The organism is Bacillus sp. NMCC46 (genome assembly GCF_002998465.1).
GTDB lineage: Bacteria > Bacillota > Bacilli > Bacillales > Bacillaceae > Bacillus.
Window position 1 is genome coordinate 408,462 of sequence record NZ_PVQZ01000003.1, and the last position, 15,278, is coordinate 423,739.

At 42.3% G+C, this 15,278-nt stretch carries 19 protein-coding genes; 15 read left to right on the top strand and 4 right to left on the bottom strand.

Annotated features, from left to right (window positions below; genetic code table 11):
- Positions 1–28 precede the first annotated feature (28 nt).
- Positions 29–1,204 carry a MalY/PatB family protein gene (locus C6Y01_RS11625; protein ID WP_106038232.1) on the bottom strand — a complete coding sequence of 392 codons (1,176 nt, stop codon included), beginning with the start codon at positions 1,202–1,204 and terminating at the stop codon, positions 29–31.
- Between the two features lie 83 nt (positions 1,205–1,287).
- Here C6Y01_RS11625 and C6Y01_RS11630 point away from each other — a divergent pair, with 83 nt between their 5' ends.
- Positions 1,288–1,548, top strand: a complete 261-nt coding sequence (locus C6Y01_RS11630; protein WP_095285846.1) for a YugE family protein — start codon at positions 1,288–1,290, stop codon at positions 1,546–1,548.
- On the opposite strand, the gene C6Y01_RS11635 is transcribed toward C6Y01_RS11630, so the two are convergent.
- Positions 1,545–2,369 carry an alpha/beta fold hydrolase gene (locus C6Y01_RS11635; protein WP_034659788.1) on the bottom strand — a complete coding sequence of 275 codons (825 nt, stop codon included), beginning with the start codon at positions 2,367–2,369 and terminating at the stop codon, positions 1,545–1,547. The genes C6Y01_RS11630 and C6Y01_RS11635 overlap by 4 nt on opposite strands.
- A 175-nt stretch (positions 2,370–2,544) precedes the next feature.
- Between C6Y01_RS11635 and C6Y01_RS11640 the strand changes: the two genes are divergently transcribed.
- The 3 genes from C6Y01_RS11640 (at position 2,545) to yugI (ending at position 4,829) form a co-directional block, all read left to right on the top strand.
- A complete protein-coding gene (locus C6Y01_RS11640) occupies positions 2,545–3,045 on the top strand; it encodes an Lrp/AsnC family transcriptional regulator (RefSeq protein ID WP_003213765.1) in 501 nt (166 codons plus the stop codon).
- Positions 3,046–4,233: an aminotransferase gene (locus tag C6Y01_RS11645; protein WP_095285847.1), complete on the top strand. Its 1,188-nt coding sequence runs from the start codon at positions 3,046–3,048 to the stop codon at positions 4,231–4,233.
- A 203-nt stretch (positions 4,234–4,436) separates the two neighbouring features.
- On the top strand, positions 4,437–4,829 hold the full coding sequence (gene yugI, locus C6Y01_RS11650) for a S1 domain-containing post-transcriptional regulator GSP13 (protein WP_034659784.1): 393 nt from the start codon (positions 4,437–4,439) through the stop codon (positions 4,827–4,829).
- 67 nt (positions 4,830–4,896) lie between these two features.
- Here yugI and C6Y01_RS11655 read toward each other — a convergent pair whose 3' ends face one another.
- Complete coding sequence (locus tag C6Y01_RS11655) at positions 4,897–5,133, bottom strand: DUF378 domain-containing protein (protein WP_003212952.1); 237 nt, start codon at positions 5,131–5,133, stop codon at positions 4,897–4,899.
- 144 nt (positions 5,134–5,277) lie between these two features.
- On the opposite strand from C6Y01_RS11655, the gene C6Y01_RS11660 reads away from it, so the two are divergent.
- From C6Y01_RS11660 to C6Y01_RS11680, 5 genes are all read left to right on the top strand, one after another.
- Positions 5,278–6,441: an iron-containing alcohol dehydrogenase gene (locus C6Y01_RS11660; protein ID WP_106038233.1), complete on the top strand. Its 1,164-nt coding sequence runs from the start codon at positions 5,278–5,280 to the stop codon at positions 6,439–6,441.
- Between the two features lie 121 nt (positions 6,442–6,562).
- A complete protein-coding gene (locus C6Y01_RS11665; RefSeq protein WP_034659782.1) occupies positions 6,563–7,735 on the top strand; it encodes an iron-containing alcohol dehydrogenase in 1,173 nt (390 codons plus the stop codon).
- 126 nt (positions 7,736–7,861) lie between these two features.
- The gene (locus C6Y01_RS11670) at positions 7,862–9,217 is read left to right on the top strand and encodes a glucose-6-phosphate isomerase (RefSeq protein WP_034659781.1); all 1,356 of its coding nucleotides are present in this window, start codon (positions 7,862–7,864) and stop codon (positions 9,215–9,217) included.
- Between the two features lie 112 nt (positions 9,218–9,329).
- Entirely contained in the window at positions 9,330–9,533 is a 204-nt protein-coding gene (locus tag C6Y01_RS11675; protein ID WP_223249910.1) for a hypothetical protein, read from the top strand.
- Positions 9,534–9,579: 46 nt separating this feature from the next.
- Complete coding sequence (locus C6Y01_RS11680; RefSeq protein ID WP_034659780.1) at positions 9,580–9,981, top strand: YugN-like family protein; 402 nt, start codon at positions 9,580–9,582, stop codon at positions 9,979–9,981.
- Here the strand turns inward: C6Y01_RS11680 and C6Y01_RS11685 are convergent.
- Positions 9,978–10,964, bottom strand: a complete 987-nt coding sequence (locus tag C6Y01_RS11685; RefSeq protein ID WP_106036555.1) for a potassium channel family protein — start codon at positions 10,962–10,964, stop codon at positions 9,978–9,980. The genes C6Y01_RS11680 and C6Y01_RS11685 overlap by 4 nt on opposite strands.
- Positions 10,965–11,089: 125 nt before the next feature.
- Here C6Y01_RS11685 and C6Y01_RS11690 point away from each other — a divergent pair, with 125 nt between their 5' ends.
- The 6 genes from C6Y01_RS11690 to C6Y01_RS11715 all read left to right on the top strand — a co-directional run bounded on the left by C6Y01_RS11690 (position 11,090) and on the right by C6Y01_RS11715 (position 15,269).
- Positions 11,090–11,314 (top strand): YuzI family membrane protein, encoded by a 225-nt coding sequence (locus C6Y01_RS11690; protein WP_095285849.1) that lies wholly within the window; start codon positions 11,090–11,092, stop codon positions 11,312–11,314.
- 81 nt (positions 11,315–11,395) lie between these two features.
- The gene (locus tag C6Y01_RS11695) at positions 11,396–12,070 is read left to right on the top strand and encodes a zinc metallopeptidase (protein WP_106038245.1); all 675 of its coding nucleotides are present in this window, start codon (positions 11,396–11,398) and stop codon (positions 12,068–12,070) included.
- A gap of 48 nt (positions 12,071–12,118) precedes the next feature.
- Positions 12,119–13,411: a hemolysin family protein gene (locus C6Y01_RS11700; RefSeq protein WP_034659775.1), complete on the top strand. Its 1,293-nt coding sequence runs from the start codon at positions 12,119–12,121 to the stop codon at positions 13,409–13,411.
- A 135-nt stretch (positions 13,412–13,546) separates the two neighbouring features.
- On the top strand, positions 13,547–13,948 hold the full coding sequence (locus C6Y01_RS11705; protein ID WP_034659774.1) for a secondary thiamine-phosphate synthase enzyme YjbQ: 402 nt from the start codon (positions 13,547–13,549) through the stop codon (positions 13,946–13,948).
- Positions 13,949–13,964: 16 nt separating this feature from the next.
- The gene (locus C6Y01_RS11710; protein ID WP_034659772.1) at positions 13,965–14,996 is read left to right on the top strand and encodes a nitronate monooxygenase; all 1,032 of its coding nucleotides are present in this window, start codon (positions 13,965–13,967) and stop codon (positions 14,994–14,996) included.
- Positions 14,997–15,020: 24 nt separating this feature from the next.
- Positions 15,021–15,269 carry a hypothetical protein gene (locus C6Y01_RS11715; protein WP_095285850.1) on the top strand — a complete coding sequence of 83 codons (249 nt, stop codon included), beginning with the start codon at positions 15,021–15,023 and terminating at the stop codon, positions 15,267–15,269.
- Positions 15,270–15,278 lie beyond the last annotated feature (9 nt).

Sequence of the window (15,278 nt, forward strand, 5' to 3'; positions counted from 1 at the left end):
TTAGGATGTTCTTTCGATTGTATAGGGCTTATTCAGATGATCGCGTGAACGCTTGATGAAGGCGTTTCAATCCTTCTATGACTGTTGAAGCAGGACAGCCTAGATTCATCCGAATAAAGCCGTCTCCTTCGTGTCCGTACACGTGACCAAGCTCTAGGATCACTTTGCCCTTTTTCAGCAGATTCCGTTTCAATTCCGCTTGACTGAATTGATAATCCCGAATGTCCAGCCACAATAAATAAGAAGCATCTGGTTTCATATAACGCATATTTGGAAGGTGTTCGTCAATATAGTCCATCGCCATTTTTATATTGTTTTCGAGATAAAGAACAAGTGCATCGAGCCACTCATCCCCGTGGCGGTATGCTGCTTCCATCGCAGGAATCGCAAATGCATTCAGTTTGGCTAGTCCGTTTCTTTGCAATTCATTGGTGAAAAGGGTTCTTTTTTCTTCATCGGAAATGATAATGGCAGATGCTTGGAGGTCAGCTAAATTAAATGTTTTACTTGGTGCAATACACGTCACTGTGATATGTGCTATGTCGTCAGAAAGACTAGCAAATGGCACATGCGCCTTTCCGTATAGCATCAAATCAGAATGAATCTCATCTGAAACGACTGTGACACCATGCTTGACACATAAGTCTCCTACTCGTTTTAATTCCTCTTTTGACCACGCTATTCCGGACGGATTATGCGGATGACAAAGGAACATGAGCTTCGCTTCTGGTCTGCTCAGTTTTTTCTCTAAATCATCAAAATCCATAAGATAGCGGTTGTTTTCTATTTTTAAAGGGTTGGTTGAGACTGTACGTCCATTTCGCTCAATCATTTGATAAAAAGGCGTATACACTGGTGACTGTATGACCACTTCGTCATTCGGTGCTGTAAAGGCTTGGACAGCAAAACTAAGTGCCGTGACAATCCCTGGTGTGAAGGTGACGGCTTCTGTCTGAATCGACCACCCGTGTCTTCTTTTGAGCCATTCGGCTACTGCCTGCTGCGTATCCTGGTCTTGAAAGGCATAGCCAAATACGCCATGATCCAATCGCTCTTTCAATGCATCAAGGACGACCTGCGGCGCTTTAAAATCCATATCTGCCACCCACATCGGCAGTGCATCTGTTGTCAGGAACAAAGACTCTGCTTGGTCCCATTTCACTGATTTTGAACCTTTACGTATGATCTGTTCGTCGAAATTCATGAAACCCACCTCTAGCCGTTTTTCAACCATTGTTGGTTGTGCTAAAATAAATATCACAAAATTTATTATAAGCGGTGATACCGATGAAAGATAGTCAAGCTGTAGAAGAGATGATTCAACTTATTAAGGCATGGGACCCTTTTCAATATGGAGAGGACTTTTATGAAACGGAGCCTGCTGACGTCATCAGTGCATTATACGACGCAGAAGACTCTTTATCTTTAGCAAAAGACATTCAAGCCATTTATCATCACTCATTTGAGCAGCTCCTGCCTTTCGAAAACTGTCAACATATAGCGAATCAGCTTTTCGTCATACGAGACAGCAGCTCCTGCACACGCTAAGACAGGCTGAAATGTCCGATTTGATCAGACACAAAGACCGGATTTTCCTCAGGAACGAGGTGCCCGGTTTTTTTTAATGCATGCAAGGTCGAGTTTGGCAGATCCTTGTGCAGTCTTTCTCCTATTTGAATGGGAACGATCCGATCTTCCTCACCCCAAATGAGCAGCACTGGTGTCTCCATTTTCTTTAGGACATCCGAGGTCAAATCGCCTTCCCGGTGCCGAATCAAGCGGAAAATTCCTCGGAAAATTTGATCATCAGAAAAAGGCTTTAAATATCCGTCCACCATCTCTTGATCAATGATGGAATGATCATGTACAACAGCGGTTAAATTTTTCATTATGCCTTGCTTCAAGAGCTTTCTTTTGAGATAGAGATAAAAATAAGGAATATATGTGCTGTAAACAAGCGATCTCTTTGATTTATTTAAATACCCTGAGCTGCACAAAAGTACCGCCTTTTCAAATAGGTCTGGCCGTTCAGATGCAGCGTATAAAGCAATTTGGCCGCCCATCGAATGACCCACTAGGATCGCATGCTGAATCTGCAAGTAACCAGCTAGCTCAATAATGATCTTTCCCATGTTGCGATAGCTGTAAATAAACGTATTCGACTTCTCGGACTGTCCAAATGGCGGCAGATCGATTGCAATTAAATTGAAGTCTTGTTTCAGAAGCGGGATGAGCTTTCGATAGCTGAAGGTAGAAGAGAAGAGTCCGTGAATTAAGATCAATGTTTTCTTCCCCTTATTTGGATAGTGCTCATAATAGATATCTAAACCGAATTTACTTTTCATATAAGCTGGCTGAACAAAGTCCACACTCATCACTCCGATACTTGATACTCTCTCTGTTAGGTGACTGTATTGTACCCTAAAAAGTGGATTTTAAGCTATGGTTAGCATCTTTTCCCTGCTTAGCATAATGGGAAAAACGTGCTATAATGTTCAGAAGATTTTTTAAAACTAGCTTTTACAATCTGAGGTGTGAAATCAAATGAAACTAACAGAAAAAGAAACTGAAATATTAGAGATTTTAGATGAAAACAGCCGTGCCGATTTAAATACAATTGCAAAAATGGCAGGCGTGACAACAGAAGAAGCAGAAGCGATTATTCAAAAACTTGAAGATCAAAAAGTCATTATTGATTATTCAACCATGATTGACTGGCGTAAAGTAGATGGTCACGAAGGCGTCACAGCAATGATTGATGTCAAAGTGACACCAAAAAGAGGCGTCGGATTTGATGAAATTGCTGAACGTATTTATCGCTTTCAGGAAGTGGAGTCTGTCTATCTCATGTCAGGTGTTTATGATCTATCTGTTGTGATCCGCGGAAGATCTATGTCTGATATTGCCCGCTTCGTGTCTGAAAAATTATCGACACTTGATTCCGTGGTTTCAACAACTACCCACTTTATTTTAAAGAGATATAAACATGATGGGAAAGTGTTTGAAACAGGAGACGATGACAAAAGAATCGTGGTGTCACCTTAAATGAAAAAGTCTTATTTATCTGAAACGGTACAAAGCATTCAGCCGTCAGGTATTCGGAAATTCTTTGATTTGGCAGCCACAATGGAAGGGGTCATTTCCCTCGGTGTCGGCGAGCCAGATTTCGTGACAGCTTGGAATGTCAGAGAAGCAAGTATTATGTCATTAGAACAAGGGCTTACTTCTTATACGGCGAACGCAGGGTTGTTATCTTTGCGAAAAGAACTGAGCCACTATTTATATAAGCGGTTTCACATTGACTACAGTCCTGAAGAAGAACTTATTATCACAGTTGGCGGAAGCCAGGCACTTGATTTGGCCTTTCGTGCGATTTTAAACAGCGGGGATGAAGTGATCATTCCAGAGCCTTGTTTCGTAGCATATGGGGCCCTTACGACACTTGCAGGCGGAGTACCTGTTTATTTAAGTACCTCGGCTGAAAAAGATTTCAAAGCAGACTCGGCGGATCTGCGCACGAAGCTGACGCCTAAGACAAAAGCGATCCTGCTCTGCTCACCATCAAATCCAACTGGCTCTGTCTATTCAAAGGAAGAGCTTGAAGATATTGCTCAATTTGCAAAAGAGCATGACCTTCTCATTATCACGGATGAGATTTACGCAGAGCTGACGTACGATGAAGCTTTTACAAGCGTGGCGGCAATTCAAGATATGAAGGAAAGAACGATCCTGATTTCAGGCTTTTCAAAAGGGTTTGCCATGACAGGCTGGCGCTTAGGATATGTGGCAGCACCACCTGTACTGCGCGATGCTATGCTGAAAATACACCAATATTCTATGATGTGTGCGCCCGCTATGGCACAATATGCAGCAGAAGAAGCTTTGAAAAATGGGCTTGAAGATGTAGAGAAAATGAAGAAAAGCTACAGAAGGCGCCGTAATTTGTTTGTCGGCTCCTTGAATGAACTGGGGCTTGCATGCCACCAGCCAAACGGCGCATTTTACGCTTTCCCGTCCATTAAAACGACGGGCATGACGTCAGAACAATTTGCCGAGGAGCTGCTCCTGAGTGAAAAAGTAGCCGTTGTCCCTGGTAATGTCTTCGGGCCGAGTGGTGAAGGTCATATTCGCTGTTCATATGCTTCGTCTCTTGACCATCTTCAGGAATCACTTTCAAGAATCCAGCGCTTTTTGCAGGAACGACAAGTGAAAGAAGAAGCACCTGTCATCTAAAATAAAAAAAGGCATCAATCCATTAGGACTCATGCCTCTCAAATTAGGGGGGAATACTAGAAAGCATTCTTGTTTTCAGGTATTCCCCCTTTTGAACTGATCTAAACCCAATTAAAAAATATTTTGCGTAACTGACCGTTCTATGATATAGTTTTTAATTGCGTATAAACGAATATTAAAACATTTATTTAGGAGTTGTTATCATGGCGACAAAGTTTGAAGTAGGCAGTGTTTACACTGGTAAAGTAACAGGATTACAAGCGTATGGTGCGTTTGTTGCATTAGATGAAGAAACTCAAGGACTTGTGCATATTTCTGAAGTAACACATGGCTTTGTAAAAGACATCAACGAGCACCTTTCAATTGGTGACGAAGTACAAGTAAAAGTTCTTTCTGTTGATGAAAAAGCAGGTAAAATCAGCCTTTCTATCCGTGCTACACAAGATGCACCTGAAAGAAAAGAAAGCAAACCAAAGAAACAAAGACCACAGCAAGTGAAAGAAGAAGCTGCTGCACCACAAGGTTTCAATACACTTAAAGATAAACTTGAAGAGTGGATTGAGCAATCTAACCGTAAAGATCTTATCAAGAAATAAAAAAAGCACCGCTTCAAACGGTGCCTTAGGCTGCCTCGTATAGGCGGCCTTTTTTATGTCTTTTTGTTTAGCGAACCTCTGGATTCGGCTCGTCACGGCGAACAGCTTCTTCGCTTGGCTTGAACAATAGACCAAGGTTAACAAGACCTGCAATTCCAACAAGACCATAAATAATACGTGATAATGCAGAGCCTTGTCCGCCAAAGATCGCTGCTACTAAGTCAAATTGAAAAAAGCCGATTAGTCCCCAGTTAATAGCACCGATAATCGTGAGCACGAGGGCAATACGCTGAATAGCACTCATCGTGATTCCTCCTTTCGCTACAGCATCAATACATTTATATTTTGCAGATTTTTAGCCAAACTATGCGTAAGAAAATGGATTAAAGCAAATTACTTTACTTTTGGAATGATTGAGGCGCATAATGTAGCGCGAGGAGGAGATCAAATGGATCGATTTACTTATTGGAACCCAACGAAATTAATGTTTGGAAAGGGAGAAGTATCAGCCCTTTCAGATGAACTCAAACACTACGGAAAAAACGTATTACTTGTATATGGTGGAGGCAGTATTAAACGAAACGGCCTTTATGACCAAGTTGTCAGCATCCTAAAAGAATCAGGAGCTGCAATCACTGAACTTGCTGGTGTTGAGCCAAACCCGCGCTTAACAACAGTAAGAAAAGGGGTTGAGCTTTGCAAAGAGAACAACGTTGATTTTATTTTGGCAGTCGGCGGCGGCAGTGTCATTGATGCAACGAAAGCGATCGCAGCTGGAGTGAAGTACGATGGAGATGCTTGGGATATCGTGACGCGTAAGCATGTCCCAATGGAAGCTATTCCGTTCGGTACTGTGTTAACACTTGCTGCAACAGGTTCTGAAATGAACTCTGGATCAGTGATCACAAACTGGGAAACAAATGAGAAATATGGCTGGGGAAGTCCAGCAGTCTTCCCTAAATTCTCTATTCTTGATCCAGTGAACACATTCACTGTGCCAAAAAACCATACGATTTATGGCATGGTTGACATGATGTCACATGTGTTCGAGCAATATTTCCATCACACGGAAAATACACCTTATCAAGACCGTATGTGTGAAGGGCTTCTTCGTACGGTCATTGAAACAGCACCGAAGCTGATCAACGATCTAGAGAACTATGAGCTGCGTGAAACCATCTTATTCACTGGCACCATTGCGCTCAATGGTATGCTGTCAATGGGGGCACGCGGTGATTGGGCTTCTCATAACATTGAGCATGCGGTATCTGCTGTTTATGATATCCCTCATGCCGGCGGACTTGCGATCTTGTTCCCGAACTGGATGAAGCATGTCATTCAGGAAAACCCAGGCCGCTTTAAACAATTAGCGGTACGTGTATTCGATGTGGACCCTGCGGGCAAAACAGACGAAGAAGTGGGCTTAGAAGGAATCGACAAATTGTCAGCTTTCTGGACAAGTCTTGGTGCACCAAGCCGTTTAGCGGACTATGATATCAACGATGAGAAAATTGATTTAATTGCAGACCGTGCAATGGCACGCGGTGAATTTGGTCAATTTAAAAAGCTAAACAAAGAAGATGTTCTAGCCATTTTGAATGCTTCTTTATAATCGAACAACCAAAAGATAGCTGCTTTCGAGCAGTTATTTTTTTTTGAGTTCGACGTGTACATATGTTAAAGTAGTCTTTCATGTTTTTGGATATATACGCTGTAAGGAGATGTATTAACAGATGGAAAATTTTATTTACTATAATCCAACGAAATTAATGTTTGGAAAAGGACAACTAGAAGGACTAAAGAGCGAACTCGCTCGTTATGGAAAACGAGTGTTACTTGTATATGGTGGAGGCAGCATTAAGAAAAATGGTCTTTATGACAATGTGATCAGCGCGTTAAATGAAGCAGAAGCTGAAGTATTTGAGCTGTCAGGTGTTGAACCAAACCCGCGCCTTACCACAGTGGAAAAGGGAATCGACATCTGCCAAAATGAAAAAATTGATTTCTTATTAGCTGTTGGCGGCGGCAGTGTGATTGACTGTACAAAAGCGATTGCAGCCGGAGCAGAGTATGACGGAGATGTGTGGGACATTATCTCTAAGAAAACAACCGCTCAAAAAGCATTGCCATTTGGCACAGTACTGACACTTGCAGCAACCGGTTCAGAAATGAATCCAGACTCTGTCATCACAAACTGGGAAACAAATGAAAAATATGTGTGGGGCAGTTCAGTCACTCATCCTGCTTTTTCCATTCTAGACCCTGAGCATACATATTCTGTGCCAGAAAACCAGACGGTGTACGGCATGGTCGATATGATGAGCCACGTCTTCGAGCAATACTTCCATAATGTAAAAAACACGCCGCTACAGGATCGAATGTGTTTTGCTGTTCTTCAAACAGTCATCGAGACAGCACCAAAACTGCTTGAAGACTTACAAAACTATGAGCACCGTGAAACGATCCTTTATGCAGGAACGATCGCTTTAAATGGCACGCTGCAAATGGGCTACTTTGGAGACTGGGCGTCCCATACGATTGAGCATGCGGTATCGGCTGTCTATGACATTCCGCATGCAGGCGGACTTGCCATCCTCTTCCCAAATTGGATGCGTCATACACTCGATCACAATGTGGAACGCTTTAAAAACCTCATGCTGAACATGTTTGACATCGAGACAGAAGGAAAATCAGATCGTGATATCGCATTAGAAGGCATCGACAAGCTGTCAGCCTTCTGGACAAGCCTCGGTGCACCAAGTCGTTTAGCGGATTATGACATTGGTGAAGATCAGCTGGACAAAATTGCCGACATTGCGGCGAAAGAAATGGAATACGGTGGTTTTGGTAACTTTATGAAACTTGGTCGTGATGACATTCTTTCTATTTTGAAAGCTTCTTTATAATCCTGCTTGCCGTTTCTCATAGAGAGAAACGGCTTTTTGCTATGCCAGTGACGATCACTTGATTTCAATAGCTAGTTCCGCTAAAGTGAAAGGGACAGAACTAACGTAATGGAGGGCTTACAAGCGATGACACATATTCAATTTGACTACTCGAAAGCGTTACCTTTCTTTCAAGAACATGAGCTTACATATTTAAAAGATTTTGTGAAGGTGGCCCATCATAATATTCATGAACAAACGGGTGCAGGCAATGATTATTTAGGCTGGGTTGACTTACCGAAGCAATATGATCGCGAAGAATTTGCCCGCATTAAAAAAAGTGCAGATAAAATTAAGTCTGACTCTGATGTCTTGCTTGTTGTCGGAATCGGCGGCTCTTATCTCGGCGCACGTGCGGCGATTGAATTTTTGAACCACTCTTTCTATAACACGCTGCCAAAAGGCAAACGCAAGACGCCGCAAATCATCTTTATTGGAAACAACATCAGTTCTTCTTATTTAACAGATGTGATGGATCTATTGGAAGATGCAGATTTCTCTATTAACGTCATTTCAAAATCTGGAACAACAACAGAGCCAGCGATTGCGTTCCGCATCTTTAAAAAGCTCCTCATTGAAAAATACGGTGCTGAAGAAGCGAAAAAACGTATTTATGCGACAACTGACAAGGCACGCGGTGCACTGAAAACATTAGCAACTGAAGAAGGCTACGAATCATTTATCATCCCTGATGATGTAGGTGGACGCTATTCTGTATTAACAGCAGTTGGTCTATTGCCAATCGCTGTGAGCGGTGCAGACATTGATCAGATGATGGAAGGCGCGGCAAAAGCAAGCGAAGACTTCGCTTCATCTGAGCTTTCTGAGAATGCGGCATACCAATATGCTGTCGTCCGTAATGTCCTTTACAATAAAGGCAGAACGATTGAAATGCTGATTAACTATGAGCCAGGCCTGCAATACTTTGCAGAATGGTGGAAGCAATTATTCGGTGAAAGTGAAGGAAAAGATGAAAAAGGAATTTATCCTTCATCTGCGAACTTCTCAACAGATCTTCATTCACTTGGTCAATATGTTCAAGAAGGAAGAAGAGACTTGTTTGAAACAATCGTCAATGTAGACAAACCTCGCCATGAGCTTGTCATTGAAGCAGAAGAACAAGACCTTGATGGCTTGAACTATCTAGCAGGAAAAACGGTTGATTTCGTTAATAAAAAAGCATTTGAAGGAACGATGCTTGCTCATACAGATGGAAAAGTACCGAATCTTATCGTCACAATTCCTGAGATGGATGCTTATACATTCGGATACCTCGTTTACTTCTTTGAGAAAGCATGTGCGATGTCTGGATATCTACTAGGCGTCAATCCATTCGACCAGCCTGGAGTAGAAGCTTATAAAGTGAATATGTTTGCTTTATTAGGAAAACCAGGCTTCGAAGAGAAAAAAGCCGAGCTTGAAAGCCGTCTAAAACAATCGTAAGAATGAAAAAGCACACCTTTTGATAAGGGTGTGCCTTTTTTGTTTTCTCATGGTTCCTGTGCAAGCTTTCTCATGCTCTGTACATAGAATAATGAGTAGAGGAGAGTGAAACATGAGAACGAATCATATTTACATTCACGATATTTCTGGCCAGGCAATCGTCAACTTTGGCAATGTCGGACGTATTTGTTCTATGAGTGCTGTCAAAGATACTGAATGTGCTGGCAGTGTGAACGAGACGAATCAATTATCCAATCAAAGCTTATTTGATGCTGCTTTTACAAACAATGTACAAATCACGAGGGGCAATGTATGAATTCCTCTCTTTAACGAACCCTATTATACAAAAAGGAGGGTTTCGTATGATTCATGTACCATCCAGGCTGCCCGGTGAAAGCTTTTCACTTTACCATTTAGAAGAGACCATGAAGCCGCTCGGTTATGTCATTAATGGCAACTGGGATTATGATCACGGGTACTTTGATTATAAAATTGATAACCGTGATGGCTATACTTTTCTCAGAGTTCCTTTTACAGCCGAAAAAGGCCAGCTGGATCAGCCAGGCGTTGTGGTGAAAATGGGAGATCCATTTCTCTTAAAGCATGTATATCAAGATAAGTTAGATGATCATGCGATGGTTGGAAATGTGGGAGCATCCTTTAATCAATTCCAAGAACCAAAAGAGAAAGATGGAGATGTATCAAAAGCTTATACTGAGATTGGCTTTTCACTCGTCAAGGAATTAGAAGACGCACTGCTTTAAAGGCTGATCAGTTCATCCTCTGGATGAAGCTCATATCCAAAGGGAGGATTCATCATGGGTCCTTCTTTTTTTTGTACACCGACAATGATCACATGATGCTCTAAAAAGTGATGGAGCACTGTTAAGAATGTTTCTCCGGCTAACGAAGCTGGAACCGGTATGATGGTGACGTGTTTATGCAAGGTCATATGGCTTTTTTTCTTTAACACTTTGAACTGTTCCTTTAGAAGAAAATGTTCGACCATTAAATGATTGACTGCGTCAGAGGTATGAATGACTTGATTGGCTCCAGCACGCTCGGCATTTTTTACGTAACGATCTGTTAAGATTTCAATTAAACAGTATAGCGAAGGGTTTAATCCTTTTGCTGCAAGTAATGTTAAAACACTCTGCATATCAGCTGTCACTTCATTTTCGTGCTGATCTGCGGTAATCATCAGTGCATCTGCACCGGTAATATTGGCTTTGCGAAGTGTGACATCTTCGGTGCCATGCCCTTTAATAAAATGAACATTCTCTAAAAGTGGCCCTTCCTTCAAGGAGTCATCAATCAGCACAATCGGCATAGTTGGATCAATTGTTTGAAACGACTGAAGCAGTTTGTTCGTTTTCTCATTCCAGCCGACGATAATGAGATGTCCTTTCCCTTTAAAGGCGACCTTTCCTTCTACATAATGGTGCTGCTTGCTGAACACAGCGGCGGCAAGCGTGGCGAAATAAGCTGTGACAAAGCTTGCGCCGATCAAAATCAGAGCCATACCCGCTACTTGTCCAGGCATGGTTTGCGGCACAAAATCACCATAGCCTACCGTAGAGACTGTAATGAGCGCCCACCAGATCCCATCAAAGATCGTATGATACTGCTTCGGTTCAAGCAAAACGATTAATTGTCCAAAAAAAAGAAGCAAGAAACAGATGATGATGGCAATTCGAAGATAGAGTGGCCACCTTAGCCAAGCGATAAAGATACGATTTGATTTCATCGGACTCTTCCTTTCAGGAGACTGCTAATGTCAGTATGCCCGATTGAGGAACATTTTTTCATCTTCGTCATGTATTGAAACAGATCCCATATCTTAAAATAAGAGAGAAGAAGGAGGGAATGCGAATGTCGTTCGTTCAAAAGACCGTACTTCTTTTTATCGGTGCGCACTTTTTATCATCAGCTGTGATCTTGCTCGTGTTTGACTTAAATGCTGTGAATCATTTTATGAGTGATTTTTCTTGGCTGCACTTTTTTCAAGACCTATACGGAACGGTGACCTTTTATACAGCATGCTTAGGTGTGTTCTTCTTTTTTATTGGCGCAGTTGTTCCCCTTAAAAAGACCTAGTGCTTTTTTCTGTACACGTTACATAAAAGTCATTAAAATTGTAAATAAATATATAAAATAAAAAGGAAGCTGATAAGCATGCTGTTTTTTTATTTTTTAACATTTGCCGCATTGGGATTGTCATTTTGGGCACAATTTAAAGTAAAGAATAATTTTGAAAAGTATTCAAAGGTTGAAGCATCCAGTATGAAAACAGGTGCGGAAACCGCTCGATATATTTTAGATCGCAACGGGTTATACGACGTGCCTGTTGAACCGGTAAGAGGAACTTTGACTGATCATTACGACCCTACGCAGCGTGTGGTTCGCTTATCTGAACCTGTGTACTACGGCCATTCCATATCGGCCATTTCAGTCGCATCACACGAGGTTGGACATGCCTTGCAGCATCAGGAATCCTATGGTGCGCTTGTTTTGAGACATAAGATCTTTCCTGTCGTGAACTTTGCATCTGGTGTTGCCCCGCTTCTTTTCCTTGGAGGAATCTTGCTTGGCAGCCTTAACTTAATCGGGCTTGGGATCATTTTGTTCTCAGTGGCTGTGTTTTTTCAGCTTGTGACATTGCCTGTCGAGTTTAATGCAAGTTCTCGTGCAAAAGATATCATTGTTTCAGAAGGAATCATTAGAAGCAGTGAAGAAAGAGGCGTGAACAAGGTGTTAAATGCTGCAGCTCTTACGTACGTCGCAGCGGCCCTTGTTTCCTTGTTTGAATTGCTCCGTTTTGTAATGATCTTCCTAAATGGCCGTAATGATTAATTGATGCCAGAGGAGGTGAGCCCTTACCATTGTTAGGTAAGGGTTTTTTTGTATATTTTAAACGTATTTTTAGTCATATTACTCATTGCTGCGACAGCATTTTTTGTTGTCACTGAATTTGCGATTGTGAAAATTAGAGGCTCTAAAATCAATCAGCTGATTGAAAGCGGTGATAAGAGAGCCATCCACGTACAAAAGCTCATATCAAATCTCGACGAATATTTATCCGCCTGTCAACTCGGAATTACCATCACCGCTTTAGGCTTAGGGTGGCTGGGCGAGCCGACGGTGGAGCATTTTCTGCATCCGCTGTTTGAGGAATTAGGGCTTCATTCCGCATTAACCGACATCCTATCGTTTATCATCGCATTTGTGATCATTACGTTTTTACATGTCGTTGTGGGAGAACTGGCGCCTAAAACGATTGCCATTCAAAAGGCAGAGGCCGTCAGCCTTGTGACAGCAAAGCCACTCATCTTTTTCTATAAAGTCATGTACCCGTTTATTAAAGCATTAAATGGGGCGGCACGAGGCATTGTGAAATTATTCGGTTTTCATTCTGTCAAAGAACATGAAGTGGCGATCAGTGAGGAAGAATTGCGTCTCATTTTATCTGAAAGCTATGAGAAGGGCGAAATTAACCAATCTGAGTACAAATATGTGAATAAAATTTTTGAATTTGATAACCGGGTGGCGAGAGAGATCATGATCCCTCGTACAGAAATTTCAGCCATAGAGGTTGAACAGACGCTTGAAGACATGACGCATTATATGCTGAACGAAAGATACACACGCTACCCTGTTATTAAAGAAGACAAAGATCATGTGATTGGTGTCATCAATAGCAAAGATGTGTTTAAGGCGAGCTTCCTGAATCAAGATGTGACGATTGAAGACTTAATGCGTCCGGTGATTCGGGTGATTGAAAGTACTCCTGTTCAAGAATTGCTCATTTTGATGCAAAAGGAACGAATTCATATGTCAGTGCTCGTAGACGAATATGGAGGAACAGCCGGACTTGTCACAGTAGAGGACATTTTAGAAGAAATCGTGGGCGAAATTCGGGATGAATATGATCAAGATGAAACACCTCATATCGTCAAAAAAGGTGACTTCCACTATGTAATGGATGGGAAAGCCTTGATTGATGAAGTAAATGATTTATTGGATTTAGCCATTGAGAATGATGATGTTGATACAATTGCTGGCTGGATGATGACACATAAATTTGATTTTGAGATTGGAGATACGATTGAAGCAGAAGGCTGTGAATTTACCATCATAGATGCAGAAGACCATCATATTCGGACCATTGAAATCAAAAAGGTTCACTTTTTCTAAAAACCTCGTAACACTTGACGAGGTTTTTTTAGTTGGTAAACTTTAGGTAAGAGAATGCCTTCTGCCGATAAGCAGTGATTTATTTCACATAAAAAGGGTATGGTTTTATAGAAATGACAAAAAGGAGCCGCTCATATGAAAAAAATCAATGTACAAACAGACAGACGCGATGAGATGATCGACGTGACGAACGAGATCCATCAATATGTCAAGGAAACAGGTATTCAAAACGGAACCGTCATTATCTACTGTCCTCACACGACAGCAGGGATGACCATTAATGAAAATGCGGACCCAGATGTGAAACGAGATATGCTCCGCCGGCTTGACGAAGTCTTTCCGTGGGAACATCCGAAGGACCGCCATATGGAAGGAAATACAGCCGCACATATGAAAGCGAGCTATATGGGTGCTACGCAGCATGTTCTCATCAATCATGGTGATCTTGTACTTGGCACATGGCAGGGAATCTATTTCTGTGAGTTTGACGGGCCGAGACATCGCCATTTTTATATACAGGTGTCTTCAAACGAATAAGAGATGGGGGAAATAAATGGGAGATATCACGAAATTACTGCAAATCAAATATGGAATTATTCAAGCGCCAATGGCAGGAGGAGCCGTGACATCGCAGCTGGCAGCCGCTGTTTCACAGTACGGGGGACTTGGCAGTTTGGCAAGTGGATATGTGCAGCCTGACAATTTGAGGCAGCAGATCAGACAGGTCAAACAGCTGACAACTCGCCTGTTTCAGGTCAATGTATTTGTACCAGAGCCAATTCCTGAAGTCAAAAAAGAGGATGTGGTATTTTGGGAGAAGAGACTGCCTGCACGACCAGCCGCTGATAGGCTGCCGAGCCAAGAGGAATTGTGGGATGATTTTGAACAGAAAATCAACATTATTCAGGAAGAAGACGTACCAGTCGTTTCCTTTACCTTCGCTTGTCCAAATGAACAAACGATTCATCGCTTAAAACAAAAGGGGGTCTTTTTAATTGGAACCGCCACAACAAAAGAGGAAGCACTGCTTTTAGAGGAAAAAGGGATGGATGCCATTGTTCTGCAAGGAAGTGAAGCAGGGGGTCACCGAGGTACCTTTTTACCTGCAAAAGGAGATGCCCTGGTGGGACTCTTTAGTCTGATCTCTGACGTCAAGCCGCTCTGTCATGTGCCATTGATCGCCGCAGGCGGGATCACAGAACGAGCAGGTGTGAAAGCCGCTCTAGCGCTTGGAGCGGATGCGGTTCAAATCGGCACACGATTTTTAGCCAGCCAGGAAAGTGCTGCGGCAGACGTATACAAAAAGGCGATTTTACAGGCAGAAAGCAGTGAAACAAAGATCACGAGGCTTTTTTCTGGGAAAAGAGCAAGAGGTATTGTGAATCAGTGGATGGAGGAAGAAAGACAGAATGAAGATAGGGTTCTTCCTTATCCGGTTCAGCATGTATGGACGACACCGATGCGAAAAGCAGCCGCGGCTGCAGGAAACCCTGATCAAATGGCTCTTTGGGCAGGACAGGGCGTTAGCCGTATTCACTCGATTTTAACCGTTGAGGAGATCATGCATGAACTGACGCACATATAAATTCATGTTGGGTGGTGTGAAAGGATGGACATCTTAAAGCATTCATACCGAAAAAAAGGACAAATTGAATTTTGGTTTGATGAATTTCCGTACTCTTCTGCCGTCCTTACGCCCATTCGTCATTACTATTTTGTTCGTTACGTAAAATGGAGCCGGCACGATCCGCCGGTCACAAGAAAAGACTTAGAAAAAATGGAGATCCTTGCGAACACGATGCTTGGCACGCTGCAAGATTATCGTAAACGCAAGGCATACAAAAGCCTCTTGTCATAACCAATAGAC

Excerpts from the sequence above, each read along its gene's own strand:
- C6Y01_RS11685 (WP_106036555.1), bottom strand. The coding sequence starts at position 10,964 with ATGAAATCAAATCGTATCTTTATCGCTTGGCTAAGGTGGCCACTCTAT.
- C6Y01_RS11670 (WP_034659781.1), top strand. The coding sequence starts at position 7,862 with ATGACACATATTCAATTTGACTACTCGAAAGCGTTACCTTTCTTTCAA.
- C6Y01_RS11675 (WP_223249910.1), top strand. The coding sequence starts at position 9,330 with ATGAGAACGAATCATATTTACATTCACGATATTTCTGGCCAGGCAATC.
- C6Y01_RS11630 (WP_095285846.1), top strand. The coding sequence starts at position 1,288 with ATGAAAGATAGTCAAGCTGTAGAAGAGATGATTCAACTTATTAAGGCA.
- C6Y01_RS11715 (WP_095285850.1), top strand. The coding sequence starts at position 15,021 with ATGGACATCTTAAAGCATTCATACCGAAAAAAAGGACAAATTGAATTT.
- C6Y01_RS11640 (WP_003213765.1), top strand. The coding sequence starts at position 2,545 with ATGAAACTAACAGAAAAAGAAACTGAAATATTAGAGATTTTAGATGAA.
- C6Y01_RS11710 (WP_034659772.1), top strand. The coding sequence starts at position 13,965 with ATGGGAGATATCACGAAATTACTGCAAATCAAATATGGAATTATTCAA.
- yugI (WP_034659784.1), top strand. The coding sequence starts at position 4,437 with ATGGCGACAAAGTTTGAAGTAGGCAGTGTTTACACTGGTAAAGTAACA.
- C6Y01_RS11625 (WP_106038232.1), bottom strand. The coding sequence starts at position 1,204 with ATGAATTTCGACGAACAGATCATACGTAAAGGTTCAAAATCAGTGAAA.
- C6Y01_RS11660 (WP_106038233.1), top strand. The coding sequence starts at position 5,278 with ATGGATCGATTTACTTATTGGAACCCAACGAAATTAATGTTTGGAAAG.
- C6Y01_RS11665 (WP_034659782.1), top strand. The coding sequence starts at position 6,563 with ATGGAAAATTTTATTTACTATAATCCAACGAAATTAATGTTTGGAAAA.
- C6Y01_RS11655 (WP_003212952.1), bottom strand. The coding sequence starts at position 5,133 with ATGAGTGCTATTCAGCGTATTGCCCTCGTGCTCACGATTATCGGTGCT.
- C6Y01_RS11705 (WP_034659774.1), top strand. The coding sequence starts at position 13,547 with ATGAAAAAAATCAATGTACAAACAGACAGACGCGATGAGATGATCGAC.
- C6Y01_RS11690 (WP_095285849.1), top strand. The coding sequence starts at position 11,090 with ATGTCGTTCGTTCAAAAGACCGTACTTCTTTTTATCGGTGCGCACTTT.
- C6Y01_RS11645 (WP_095285847.1), top strand. The coding sequence starts at position 3,046 with ATGAAAAAGTCTTATTTATCTGAAACGGTACAAAGCATTCAGCCGTCA.
- C6Y01_RS11680 (WP_034659780.1), top strand. The coding sequence starts at position 9,580 with ATGATTCATGTACCATCCAGGCTGCCCGGTGAAAGCTTTTCACTTTAC.